This is a genomic window from Orbaceae bacterium lpD04, assembly GCA_036251935.1.
GTDB classification, from domain to species: Bacteria; Pseudomonadota; Gammaproteobacteria; order Enterobacterales; family Orbaceae; genus Orbus; species Orbus wheelerorum.
This window is the reverse complement of sequence record CP133967.1, coordinates 656,694-670,952: the sequence shown is the minus strand read 5'-3', so window position 1 is coordinate 670,952 and position 14,259 is coordinate 656,694. Positions and strand designations below refer to the sequence as shown.

Annotated in this window: 10 protein-coding genes; 6 read left to right on the top strand and 4 right to left on the bottom strand. The window is 34.9% G+C overall.

Annotated elements, in window-relative coordinates:
- Positions 1-303 precede the first annotated feature (303 nt).
- The 6 genes from rpsU to uspA all read left to right on the top strand — a co-directional run bounded on the left by rpsU (position 304) and on the right by uspA (position 7,821).
- The gene (gene rpsU, locus RHO14_02935) at positions 304-519 is read left to right on the top strand and encodes a 30S ribosomal protein S21 (protein WVD71759.1); all 216 of its coding nucleotides are present in this window, start codon (positions 304-306) and stop codon (positions 517-519) included.
- A gap of 91 nt (positions 520-610) precedes the next feature.
- Positions 611-2,401, top strand: coding sequence for a DNA primase (dnaG, locus tag RHO14_02930; protein ID WVD71758.1), 1,791 nt, complete (start codon positions 611-613; stop codon positions 2,399-2,401).
- 320 nt (positions 2,402-2,721) lie between these two features.
- Positions 2,722-4,563 (top strand): RNA polymerase sigma factor RpoD, encoded by a 1,842-nt coding sequence (gene rpoD / locus RHO14_02925; GenBank protein ID WVD71757.1) that lies wholly within the window; start codon positions 2,722-2,724, stop codon positions 4,561-4,563.
- A gap of 71 nt (positions 4,564-4,634) precedes the next feature.
- Entirely contained in the window at positions 4,635-5,615 is a 981-nt protein-coding gene (locus tag RHO14_02920) for a bile acid:sodium symporter family protein (GenBank protein WVD71756.1), read from the top strand.
- A 183-nt stretch (positions 5,616-5,798) separates the two neighbouring features.
- Complete coding sequence (pitA, locus tag RHO14_02915; GenBank protein WVD71755.1) at positions 5,799-7,301, top strand: inorganic phosphate transporter PitA; 1,503 nt, start codon at positions 5,799-5,801, stop codon at positions 7,299-7,301.
- Positions 7,302-7,362: 61 nt separating this feature from the next.
- Positions 7,363-7,821, top strand: a complete 459-nt coding sequence (gene uspA, locus RHO14_02910) for a universal stress protein UspA (protein WVD71754.1) — start codon at positions 7,363-7,365, stop codon at positions 7,819-7,821.
- 99 nt (positions 7,822-7,920) lie between these two features.
- Here the strand turns inward: uspA and ptrA are convergent, their stop codons facing one another.
- The 4 genes from ptrA to prfC form a co-directional block, all read right to left on the bottom strand.
- Positions 7,921-10,797 (bottom strand): pitrilysin, encoded by a 2,877-nt coding sequence (gene ptrA, locus RHO14_02905; protein ID WVD71753.1) that lies wholly within the window; start codon positions 10,795-10,797, stop codon positions 7,921-7,923.
- A 48-nt stretch (positions 10,798-10,845) separates the two neighbouring features.
- Complete coding sequence (locus RHO14_02900; GenBank protein WVD71752.1) at positions 10,846-11,790, bottom strand: phosphatidate cytidylyltransferase; 945 nt, start codon at positions 11,788-11,790, stop codon at positions 10,846-10,848.
- Positions 11,787-12,407 (bottom strand): lysophospholipid acyltransferase family protein, encoded by a 621-nt coding sequence (locus tag RHO14_02895; protein ID WVD71751.1) that lies wholly within the window; start codon positions 12,405-12,407, stop codon positions 11,787-11,789. The genes RHO14_02900 and RHO14_02895 overlap by 4 nt, the downstream gene beginning before the upstream one ends.
- A gap of 145 nt (positions 12,408-12,552) precedes the next feature.
- Positions 12,553-14,145 (bottom strand): peptide chain release factor 3, encoded by a 1,593-nt coding sequence (gene prfC / locus RHO14_02890; protein ID WVD71750.1) that lies wholly within the window; start codon positions 14,143-14,145, stop codon positions 12,553-12,555.
- Positions 14,146-14,259: the final 114 nt, after the last annotated feature.

The following is a 14,259-nucleotide window of genomic DNA, read 5'->3' as shown; positions in this document are numbered from 1 at the left end:
TATTATCGGACGGTAACTGCTGATAATCAAATAATTATTTAGATAAAAATTTTAATTAATAAAATTGCGTAAAAAATGATTGGTTATTAATGTTTAGCGGCCAATGAAATCATTGTAATTCGACAATAAATAGTACTTAATAAATGAAATAGGTTTTGAACAGCGAATAACACAATAAATATGATAAAGTACTTTACAACCCCCACTTATTAGCAGTACAATTCAGCACTAATTTTTAACACTGGCCATTTTAATAATTTGACTTTGGCTAGTAAAGTCCAATAATTTTGAGGTGAGAGGCACATGCCAGTAATTAAAGTACGTGAAAATGAACCTTTCGATGTTGCATTACGTCGTTTTAAGCGTTCTTGCGAAAAAGCAGGAATTTTAGCAGAAGTTCGTAACCGTGAGTTTTATGAAAAACCAACAACTATTCGTAAACGAGCTAAAGCTGCAGCGGTAAAACGTCATGCTAAAAAACTAGAAAGAGAAAACGCACGTCGTATTCGTTTATACTAATTGTTAATAATAAATTAGTCCAAATACATACAAACCGTACTATATGTACGGTTTGTTGTCTTTAGTGTATAAAAATCGGATAGAGTCACTTATGAAGCGAATTCCTCAAGACTTTATTATTGATCTGATTGCTCGAATCAATGTTGTTGATATTATCAGCCATCGGATTAAAATAAAAAAGCGAGGAAAAGATTATTGGGGTAACTGCCCATTTCATAATGAAAAAACCCCCTCCTTCTCTGTAAGCGAAAAAAAACAGATGTATTATTGCTTTGGATGTGGTGCTGGTGGTTCTGCTATAGATTTCTTAATGAACTATGATCGTCTTTCTTATCCTGAAGCAATTGAAGAACTTGCCAACCTTCATGGTATAACTGTTCCTTATATTGAAACCTCACCTGATACAAAGCGAAACCAATCACAAGTATCTGGACAAAACATTAGGCGAGATCTATACACGATAATGGGCAAACTGGCTCACTTTTACCAAACACAACTTTCCACACCTGATGCAGCACAAGCTAATGAATATCTAACTCGTCGAGGATTAGATGAAAAAACAATCAATCATTATAAGATTGGTTATTCCCCTGATGATTGGCGTATAACGTTTAATCATATAGCCAAAACCTCGCAAGAAAAAGCCCTATATGATCAGGCAGGAATGTTAGTCAGCAATGACAACGGTAATCAATATGATCGTTTTCGTGGCAGAATAATGTTCCCTATCCGCGACCGCCAAGGCAACATAATTGCCTTTGGTGGAAGAACAATCAAAGCCAATGATTCAGCAAAATATATTAACTCACCTGAAACAGCGGTTTTCCATAAAAGTTATCAACTTTACGGATTATATGAAACACTGCAGATACATCGTAACCCTGAAAAATTAGTCGTAGTTGAAGGGTATATGGATGTTGTGTCATTAGCTCAGTTCGGCATCGATTATGCCGTTGCAGCACTTGGAACTGCAACAACGGAAGATCATATTAAATTACTTTTTAGAGCAACCGATAATGTTATTTTTTGCTTTGATGGTGATACAGCTGGCCGCCGCGCTGCTTGGCGAGCACTTAATGTATTGTTACCGACTCTCGTCGATGGAAAACAAATCAAATTTACTTTTTTACCCGAGGGTGATGATCCCGATAGTTTAGTCAGAAAAGAAGGTAAAGAGCAATTTGAAACTCGATTAAATAACGGTTTAACACTATCACAATTTTTGTTTGATGAGCTATTAATTCAAGTTGATCTAAAAACCTCAGAAGGTAAAGCGAAACTAAGCTCGCTTGCCTTACCATTAATCGTGCAGGTAAAAGCACAATCTTTTGCACTTAACTTAAAGCAACAATTAGGCGATTACCTTGGTTTTCTAGACATAACCCAAATAGATAAACTATTACTGCCTTATGATAGTAGTAATAATGCATCATCCGCTGAACCTGAGAACAAAATGCCCGTAATCAAAATGAAGCTAACGACGATGCGAATTTTGATTGGTTTATTAATACAATACCCAGAATTATCAAAACTCGTTCCTGATATGGAAAGTTTACAACAAGTAAAACTTGCTGGTATTGATATTTTTATTGAATTATTGAAAATTTGCCATGAAAGACCCAATATTGTTACCGCTCAAATTTTGGCAGAATATACCGATAAGCCAATAGCCAAGCAACTAAACACGTTAGCAATTTGGCAACACAAATATCACGATGATGAGATAGCCACGATTTTTTCTCATACTTTAAAAGAGTTATATGATAATATACTGGCCCAAAGACAAGATGAGCTTATTGCTAAAGACCGAGTTACTAAACTAACGGCCATAGAAAAAAAAGAATTAGCGACGATAATACTTGTTTTATCAAAAAAAGACTAAATATAGATAATAATGCAGCTTAATTGCTGAGAAGCTAAAGTGAATACTCAATAAAAAATAAGATATTGAGTTGGCTATAAAGTTAACTTACTTGATAAATAGCCAAAACAGTTAAAGTAAGAATGAAATAATATATATTTTTTATGACATCATAAATAAATATGATTAGATAGGTGTATACATAGCTAGCCAAAGGCTACCTCTCGCTATTTTATATAGCCATAACATCTGCTGATTTATATTTATCGATAATAAAAAATATTTAGTCCGGGTAATATGTTTTTACTCATTACTAAACAACAAAATGTGGATATTTTGATATGGAGCAGAACTCTCAATCACAACTAAAACATCTGATTATCCGAGGTAAAGAACTCGGGTATTTAACTTATGCAGATGTCAATGATCATTTACCAGAAGAAATCATCGATTCAGATCAAATCGAAGATATTATTCAGATGATAAATGATATGGGAATTCAAGTACTTGAAGAAGCCCCAGATACAGATGAAATGCTTTTATCAGATAACGTTGCTGATGAAGAAGCCGTTGAGGCAGCAACTGCCCTAGTACTATCTAATGTTGAATCAGAAATTGGCCGTACAACAGATCCTGTCCGAATGTACATGCGTGAAATGGGCGCAGTTGAGTTATTAACAAGGGAAGGTGAAATTGATATTGCTAAACGTATTGAGGATGGTATCAATCAAGTACAAACCTCAGTTTCTGAATATCCTGAAGCGATAACCTACCTTTTAGAACAATATAATTTAGTTGAGCAAGGAACTGTTCGTCTTTCTGATTTAATTACAGGATTTGTCGATCCAAATGCTGAAGAAGGATTAGATGAACTACCTGAAGAACTTGAAGATAAAGAATCTGATAGTATCGATCTTGATGATGAAGACGAAGATGAAGATAGTGATTCTGACTCAACTGAAGATGATACCTCGATTGATCCTGAAGTTGCTAGAGCGAAATTTGCTGAATTAAAAGAACAGCATGAAAAAACCTCTGATGCTATCAAAAAGCATGGCCGTGCACATAAAAAAGCACAGCAAGAAATTGAAAACTTATCAGAGATTTTTAAACAATTTCGTTTAGTGGGTAAACAATTCGATATTTTAGTCAATAATATGCGTGAGATGATGGAGCGAGTTAGAACCCATGAACGTATTATTATGAAGATTTGTGTTGAACAATGTAAAATGCCTAAAAAGCAATTTATGACACATTTTACTGGCAACGAAAATAATATGAGTTGGTTTGAAAAAGCAAGTAAATCAAAAAGTACTTTTTCTGCCAAGCTACCCGAATTTGAAGTTCAAATTCAAGAACAAGCAGTCCAGTTGCAATATATTGAAACGGAAACAAATTTATCAATTGAGCAAATTAAAGATATTAACCGTCGTATGTCAATTGGTGAAGCGAAAGCCAAAAGAGCTAAAAAAGAGATGGTTGAAGCTAACTTACGTTTAGTGATCTCTATTGCGAAAAAATATACCAATCGTGGATTACAATTCTTGGATCTTATTCAAGAAGGTAATATTGGCTTAATGAAAGCAGTAGATAAATTTGAATACCGCCGCGGTTATAAATTCTCAACTTATGCAACTTGGTGGATCCGTCAGGCTATAACACGTTCAATCGCTGACCAAGCTAGGACGATCCGTATTCCGGTTCATATGATTGAAACAATTAATAAACTAAATCGAATTTCACGTCAAATTTTACAAGAAATTGGTCGCGAACCGACTCCGGAAGAGTTATCTGAAAAAATGCAGATGCCGGAAGATAAAATCCGTAAGGTATTAAAAATTGCGAAAGAGCCTATTTCAATGGAAACACCTGTTGGTGATGATGAAGATTCTCATTTAGGTGATTTTATTGAAGATACGGCAATAGAGCAGCCACTTGATGCAGCGACATCAGAAAGTTTACGCGCAGCAACAAGAGATATTTTATCGGGCTTAACACCTCGAGAAGCAAAAGTATTGCGTATGCGTTTTGGTATCGACATGAATACTGACCATACACTTGAAGAAGTCGGTAAACAGTTTGATGTAACAAGAGAACGTATTCGTCAAATCGAGGCGAAAGCATTACGTAAATTACGTCATCCTAGTCGGTCTGATGTATTACGCAGTTTCCTTGATGAGTAAAATTTTATATCCGCTACACCAGTAGCGGATATTTTTTTATATGTTCGATATCTAATTTACAGATTCTTTCTATGAATATTATAAAGTTATTAAAAATTGATCCTTTTTTATTAATTCTAATCACCATTGTTATCACCGCGACACTTTTTCCTTGCGAAGGAAATATAAAAGTTTTTTTTGAATACCTCACTACATTTGCAATCGGCCTACTCTTTTTCATGCATGGTGCTAAATTATCGTTTCCTGCAATTATGGATGGAGTAAAAAACTGGCGATTACATATTACAATTTTTGCCGTCACATTTCTTATTTTTCCTTTACTAGGACTTGCACTACTGATTTTTGTACCGACTTTTTTATCTGATAATCTTTATTTAGGGTTTATCTATCTTTGTACTCTTCCAGCGACAGTACAATCAGCAATCGCGTTTACTTCGATTGCACGCGGCAATGTTGCTGCTGCAATTTGCAGTGCGTCAGCATCAACATTACTTGGCGTATTTGTTACGCCAATCTTAATTGGCGTACTGATGCATACCCAATCAGCTGGTAGCATGAATATTGTTGATGCAATTGTATCTATAATGCTTAAGCTTATGTTACCTTTTATTGTTGGGCATTTATCAAGGCGCTGGATTGGTAATTGGGTTGATTCTCACCGAAAAATTGTCAATAAAACTGATCGACTATCAATTTTATTAGTGGTCTATGTTGCTTTTAGTGACGCCGTTATCAATGGTATTTGGCATCAGATTGATGCTTTATCATTTGCCGAAATTATTATTTTTTCACTTTTATTATTAGCGGTAGTAATCATTATTACAACTTACGGCGCAAGGCTACTTGGTTTTAATAAAGAAGATGAAATTACTATCGTTTTTTGTGGCTCTAAAAAGAGCCTTGCAAGTGGGATCCCAATGGCTAGTGTTATTTTTCCTGTTTCAATTATGGGAATAATGGTTCTACCATTAATGATTTTTCATCAAATACAGTTAATGGTTTGCGCAGTGCTTGCTGCTCGCTACGCGAAGCGAAATAGCGACCAAAACTAATAAATCTGATACTTTATAATATAAAGTATCAGTATTTCGTTATAATTTTGTTGTAATAGCAAAGTCTAATATAAAAAATTATTTATTATCAACAAAACAAAGAAAAATCATTAAAATTATTTTGCTGATATGTTATTCTTTGTGATAATAACGCTTGTTTTACTAACTACTTAAAGAGCCTATATGTTTCATCTATTCTCTGACTTAGACGTTTCGACTCTCATTCTTTTAGGTTTAGCCCTTCTATTTGTCTTATTCTACGAAGCAATTAACGGATTTCATGATACTGCAAATGCGGTTGCTACGGTTATTTATACTAAAGCACTAAAAGAGAAACTTGCCGTATTAATGGCGGGTATTTTTAACTTTTTTGGAGTGCTACTCGGTGGCTTAAGTGTTGCTTATGCAATCGTCCATTTATTACCGACTGATCTATTACTCAATGTGAGTTCTGGCCGCGGCCTCGCTATGGTATTTTCAATATTATTAGCAGCGATCGTTTGGAATTTAGGTACGTGGTACCTTGGCATACCAGCATCTAGTTCTCATACTTTGATAGGATCAATTATTGGCGTTGCACTTGCTAACGCATTTTTGACTGATACCTCAATTATTGATGCACTCAATATTCCTAAAATGGTCGAAATTTTCTTATCGTTAATCATTTCACCGATTGTTGGCTTGATCTTAGCAGGTTTAATGATTTTTATTTTGAGAAAAATTTGGACACGCAAAAAGAGTGGTAAAAAGCGCGAACGTATTTTTATGACCCCCGAACAACGTGAAAAACTTTACGGTAAAAAGAAACCGCCATTTTGGATTAGGATCATGCTTATTGTATCAGCTGCTGGCGTAAGTTTTTCTCATGGGGCAAATGATGGTCAAAAAGGTATTGGGTTATTAATGTTAGTGCTGATGGGCGTAGCTCCAGCTGGCTTTATTGTTAATATGAATGCCTCTACCTACGATATTACTAATACGAGAAATGCGATAAATAATATTGATGAATATTTTGTTACCCATCAACAAACATTAAATGAAGTTATTGGTAAACAACCTGCCCTTAATACAGAAATACCAATTACAGAATTAAATCAATATCATTGCGATTTTTCTAATTCTTTTACCACAATTAATATTGCAAAATCGCTATTCCATAATCTTACTGATTACGATGCATTAAGTGTGAATCAACGTTCACAAGCAAGGCGTATTCTTCTTTGCTTATCAGATACGGTTGCTCATGTTGCGAAACAATCAGAAGTGCCAAGCCAAGATAAGAAATATTTGATTTCTTTAAAAAATAATTTATTAGATACCGTTGAATATGCGCCGATTTGGATTATTATCGCTGTCGCATCAGCGCTTGCTATCGGTACGATGATCGGCTGGAAACGCGTTGCAATAACGATTGGAGAGAAAATTGGTAAAAAAGGGATGACTTATGCTCAAGGCGTTTCAGCTCAAGTTACCACCGCGTTATCAATTGGTATTGCAAGCTATACCGGAATGCCAGTATCAACAACTCAAGTATTATCATCATCAGTTGCAGGAACGATGCTAGTTGATGGTGGTGGAGTACAGAGTAAAACAGTTAAAAGTATTGCATTAACTTGGATTTTAACATTACCTGTTTCAATTTTATTATCAGCGTTACTTTTTTGGCTTGCTCAAATGTTGATTTAGTAGTAAATATATAAAACATGAATAATTAATTTTAAGATGTTACCTGAAAGAGGAGTCTATTATGGCCTATAAACACATTTTAGTAGCAGTTGACTTATCACCGGAAAGCGATATTCTTGTCGAAAAAGCTGTCTTTATGGCAAGGCCATACGATGCAAAAATTTCCTTAATTCATGTTGGTATTAATTATTCTGATTTGTATACAGGATTAGTGGATATTAATATGAATGATATGAAAGATCGTATCACTGAAGATGCGCACCTTGCGCTTAATAAACTTTCAGATAATGCAGGGTATCCAATTGCTCATACATTATCAGGGAATGGCGAATTTGGGCAGGTTTTAATTGAAGCAATCCATGAATATGGTTTTGATCTTGTCGTTTGTGGACACCATCAAGATTTTTGGAGCAAATTAATGTCCTCTGCTCGTCAATTAATTAATAATACCCATATTGATACCTTAATTGTTCCACTTAAAGATGATGATGTGCCAGCAGAAGAAACCGCGAGTGCATAATTACCCAAATAAAAAACCGGCTTTACTTAAGCCGGTTTTTTATTACACTATATACATTAAGTTTAAGTATATACCATGTCGCATTAGATAAAGATAAAACTAATTACCTAACAACTTTTTCTGTAAATCTGCCGTTCCTTGATACTCAGTTAATCCTGTTACACTTTTGATAATTTTATCAGGTTGGTTACCAAGCACTTGTGATGCTACCACTAACCCATTTGCTTCAATTACCGCTGAACGATAGAAATCAATTAATTCCTTTTTACTCATTTCCTTAAGTCGTTCAATTCTTTGCTGTTTTGAGTCAAAATTAAATAATGATTGCTGGTAATCAGTTAAATAATTGGCAAATTCTTCATCTAATGTTTGCGGTGGGGTTAACTGCTCATCGAGAACCGATTGCTTATATTGTTTAAATTCATTCTCTGTTAATGCGTTAAGCTTATTTAAAATAACAGGATAAAATGCCTTATAACGATCATTAATATAAGCGGGATCATATTGGTTACTTTGAATTAGAAAACCAATACCACTCGTATCACCAATATCTATAGGTAATGAGAATACAGAGTAACCAAGCTGTTCATTACTTCTTAACTGATCATAAAACCAAGGTGAAATAATTTTAGTTAAGAGATCACTCGAAACTCTGCTCGTTATCTTGTCATAAGATTTAGGTACAAATCCCATAAGTAAAGCATTGTCACTACTAACTGCATGTTTAGTAATAAGCGCATCTAATGTCTGATTAACCATCATAGGAGGTTGAATATTATAATGCGCTTTTTCATCCAAAGATTGCTTAATATTGTAATATGTTTTTGCTGATGACTCATCATCAAGATTCCCAATGCTAATCATATATGGAACTGAATCATACAACAGCTGATCGCGATATTGTTGTAATTTTTCGACGGTTATTTTGGGAATAATAACCCTTCTAATCTCCCGATCAAAATATGGGTTAACCGATAAAGCACCGACTGATTGCATAGCAAGTGAAACACTATTCGCATGATCGGCTGCAGCTAATTTTTCTAAATACCAAGATTTTGCCAATTGTAAGTTTTTTTCATCAATCACCATATGACGATAAGTGGCTAAAATATCAAGCAACATATTATCTAAATGCTGATTAAACCCACTTAAGGATATGAATAAGCCAGAATCAGTGCCAGTTGAAAAACTAACGCCAGCCACATCAGCTTGAAAACGTAATTTAGCAAGTTCCCTATTTGCCAAATAATCAAGCAGATAAAACATAACCTGATTTTCAGCATTGTCTAAGGCGAAATTATTACGCAATGATAATGCAATTGCCGCTTTCGGCTCATCTTTAAAATATTCGCTCGAAAAATGAATATTATTACCGGTATTACAGAAAGCATTTTCATTCTTAGTTGTATTATCATTTTGCTTAACTAACGAAAAATCATCAACAAGATAGGGATTAAGAACGGGTAGGTCAAAATGATTATTTTTATCTAACATCATAAAATTGCGTATTTTTTTCTTATCAAGATCTTCAACTTGATAAGGAGCATTAACAAAATAGGCTACCTTATTTGTCTGTTGTTCAGGTGCAATCACCCAAATTCTAGCATTATCGGGGATTAATGATTTAAGCCGATTATTAATCGTACTACGGTTAAAATTAGTGGCAATATAGTCCGCGTCAAGTACATGCTCCATCGGATAAAAAAGCATCTGATCGGCTAACTGTTCAACATATGACATATCACGAGTAATATCTGAATATTTAAATTCTAGTGTGAGGACTTTTGCAAGTTCATCATAATATTTGCTGTCGATTCCTTTTTGTTCCAGTAGCTGTAAATAATTAAAGATACTAGCAATTACTTGTTCTTTCTCATCTAATCCCTGATCAGTTAAACTCACATAGATACTAAAAACACCACTATTACCATAACGAAGTGGTTCAGCATTAGCGCCAATTGACTCAATAAGTCCTTGTTTGTGTAGCTGATCAAATAGTGTATTTTGGCTACGATTGCTAATCATATAAGCAATATATTCATCACTTTTATCTGCGAATTGTGCGATATTATTCTCAATAGGAAATTGTAAATACAACTCTTTTTTAGGCTGAGCTGGCTGCATATAAATCATTTTACCGAGATTTTCAGCAGTCGTAGCTGGCACAGTAATCGGATCAACTTTAGTATTTTTATCTTTAATTTTACCAAAGGTTTGTACCGCCAAATCAGCGAGTTTATCTAAAGATTGATTACTGTAAATAACCCCAACCATCATACTTGCATCGTAATAATGATGATGAAATTTTATTAATTCATCATGCAAATTACTTCCTTCTTTATCACTTAAAGTTTGTAAGTTTCCACCAAAAAACATTGATGCTGGATGCTGTTGATTAATTGTTTCTGCATTAACCTGCTGTATTCTAAAACCATCATTTGAGCGAGCAGCAGTTAATTCTGCATCAACGGCATTTCGCTCTTTATTTGCATACACAGGATTAAATAATGGCTTTGCAATGGCGTCAGCTAAACGGTCAAGTGCAGGTAAAAAGGCATTATTTTCAACCTCAAAATAAAATGCAGTACGATTTGCGGCAGTGCTTGCATTATAACTCCCCGCATGCAGGCTTAAAAAAGTTGAAAAATTATCAGGCTCTGGATATTTTTCAGAGCCCATTAACACCATATGCTCAGTATAATGAGCAAGTCCTTGCTGCGTTTTAGGATCATACAGCGAGCCTATAGGTAACGCTAAAGAGGCAAGTGATTTAGCTGCGTTATGATCTGAAATTAGCAATACTTTCATCTTATTACTCAGTTCAATAATACGATATTGCCTATCGTCACGAGTATTTTTATTAATATTATTCGTTAACGTGGTATAAGATGGTGATAGATCAATAGCATAACTTGGCTGTATTAATAGCGACAAAATACCTAAATACAGGCTAAAAAATAGATAATATTTTTTCATAAATAACCTTTTTTATTATTTGTTTGGCTTAATTGAATGCTAAAACTATTATGTATAGAAATAACGTACAATATGGAAAAATACGGGAGCTGCAAAACATAATGAATCAATGCGATCCATCATCCCGCCATGTCCTTCAATAATCGTGCCGAAATCTTTAATACCGCGATCGCGTTTAATTGCTGACATACATAGTCCACCACAAAAACCCAATAATGTCATCAAAATAGCAATTAATCCTGCTTGCCAAATATCAAAAGGTGTTATCCACCAGAGCAATGCGCCAATCAGACTAGCCGATAAAACTCCCCCTATGAATCCTTCTACCGTTTTGTTTGGGCTAAGTTTAGGCACAATGGCATGACGCCCAAACAATTTACCAAATACATATTGCAAAACATCAGAAAGTTGTACAACAATGACTAAAAACATAATAAGTTTAATATTCTGTCCTTCGTAGTTTGGAATATGTAATAACAATAATGCTGGAATATAACTAATACAATACACGGCAATCATCATACTCCATTGGATCTTTGCAACTCGCCCTAGAAAATCAATCGTGTCACCATTTATTGCAATTCGCGTCGCAATAAATAAAAATCCAAAAACGGGAATAAAGATAGCAAACAAGCCGTACCAATTAAGTCCTATCAGCAAATATTGAAAAGGCAATAAAATAAAAAAACACCAGAATAATGCTTGGTGATCTCCGAGTTGCGTCGGCGTTAAAGTAATGCACTCACGTAATGCAAAAAATGAAATAAAGATAAATAAAATTAGAGTGCCAATCGTACCAATTAATATGGCGATAAGTAATACAATACTCATTATCCACCAAGCATTAATTCGCTGGTTGAGGTTTTCTATCATCTTTCTATTATTGTTATTACACTTAAATTTAGCAATTAATTGACCAATTAAGCTAGCAACGATAAGCAAGGTAAATATACATGCTAATAGTAATTGTAAGTCTAGATCTGTAAATATCATGGGGCGAGTTCCTCTAATGCTTGTTTCGCCCTATTTAAAAAACTCTCTTTAGTTTCAGTTTCATCTAGAGGTTTTATCGGCAATCCAAAAACAGCTGAGCAAATAATAGGGACTAATAATTTAGAGCCTTTAGGCCATACTCGATTTAAATTATTTAAATAAACCGGAACAAGCTCTACATTGGGTAAATGCTTAGCTAAATGAAATAAACCACTTTTAAAATCAGCCACATGTTGACCATCACCTCGTGTACCCTCAGGAAAAAGGATAATTGATTGCTGTTTTGTTAGAAGATCCTCTAAAATACTCAGTGGGTTTTCGCGACAATTAGGGCTACGAGTAATTAAAACAGAGTTAAAGACATCACTTGCAATAAATCGCTTGAACGATGTTTTACCCCAATAATCTTTGGCTGCTACAGGATAAATACTCGAACGTAGATACTTTGGAAAACATGACCAAAGCAATAAACCATCTAAATGGCTGGAATGATTAGCATAATAAATTTTACAACGGTAATTATTAGGCTCTGTCAACCAACGAGCTTGAATACCAGTCACTAATTTACAACTCATCAATAAAAAAATGCGTACAATTTTAGCAATTAATTCTTTCACAACTACACCTTCTACTTTGAATTATTCGGTGTTTCGTTGACTCTTTTCAGCAATTTTGCTGACCAATTTAGAACAAAATATAATATCCGTAAATTGGTCAAAATTGTGATCTTTTGAGTCGTGATTTTAGCAATGAGTATAACTACTAGTGTTCACGTGTTTTTCTAAATTTGACTTCAGGATAACGTTCTTGAGTTAAATTTAAATTAACCATACTTGGCGCTATATAGCTTAAATTATCACCACCATCTAAAGCGAGATTGAGCTCACATTTACGTTTGAACTCTTCTAACTTTTTAATATCACTACATTCAACCCAACGAGCCGTTGTGATATTAATAGGTTCATAGATTGCCTCAACGTTATACTCAGATTTTAAGCGCGCAACAACCACATCAAATTGTAAAACACCAACCGCACCAACAATTAAATCATTATTCATCAATGGCCTAAAAACTTGCACAGCCCCTTCTTCTGATAATTGTACTAAGCCTTTTAGTAACTGTTTCTGCTTAAGAGGATCTCTAAGGCGAATACGGCGGAATAATTCAGGAGCAAAGTTGGGGATCCCTGTAAATTTCAAGTCTTCACCTTGAGTAAAGGTATCACCAATTTGAATAGTTCCATGATTATGTAAACCAATAATATCACCGGCATAAGCTTCTTCTACATGCTCACGATCACCCGCCATAAAAGTTAAGGCATCAGCAATAGTCACATCTTTGCCAATTCGAACATGACGCAGCTTCATACTCTTTTCATATTTACCCGATACAATACGTAAAAAAGCAACCCGATCACGATGCTTCGGATCCATATTCGCCTGGATTTTAAATACAAAACCGGTAAATTTTTCTTCTGTTGCCGTTACTTCTCTTTTATCAGTTTTACGAGGCTGAGGTGTTGGTGCCCAAGCAGTTAAACCATCAAGCATATGATCAACACCAAAGTTACCTAATGCAGTACCAAAAAATACAGGTGTAAGATCGCCTGATAGAAAAGCTTCTGAATCAAATTCATTTGATGCGCCTTGGACTAGTTCTAATTCGTCGCGTAATTGCGCAGCTAAATCATCGCCAACAGCCTTATCAAGCTCTGGGTTATTTAACCCTTGAATAATTCGAACTTCTTGAATAGTGTGCCCTTTACCTGATTGATAAAGATAGGTTTCATCTTTGGCTAAATGATATACACCTTTAAATAGTTTCCCACAACCAATCGGCCAAGTAATAGGAGCACACATGATATTAAGTTCACTTTCAACTTCATCAAGTAGCTCCATAGGATCACGAATATCACGGTCAAGTTTATTCATAAATGTTAAAATTGGCGTATTACGTAAACGAGTAACTTCCATCAATTTACGAGTTCGATCCTCAACCCCTTTTGCAGCATCAATGACCATTAAGCAGCTGTCTACGGCAGTTAACGTACGATAAGTATCTTCTGAGAAATCCTCATGTCCTGGTGTATCAAGAAGATTAACCAAACAATTGGCATAAGGAAATTGCATAACCGAGGTGGTGATCGAAATACCACGTTGTTTTTCCATTTCCATCCAGTCTGATTTTGCATGCTGTGCATTAGCGCCGCGGCCTTTAACCGTACCAGCAGTTTGAATTGCATTCCCAAATAGCAAAACCTTCTCAGTAATAGTGGTTTTACCTGCATCGGGGTGAGAAATAATTGCGAAAGTGCGGCGAGTTGCCACTTCGTCTAAATAAGCCTTTTCTGTCATGATAGCGAGATAATAAACTGTTCAAAAAAATGATGAATGATTTTAACAGAAATCAAGCTTAATAGATATGTTATCGCATCAATAGATTTGCGATATTTTGATATGAAAAGTTAA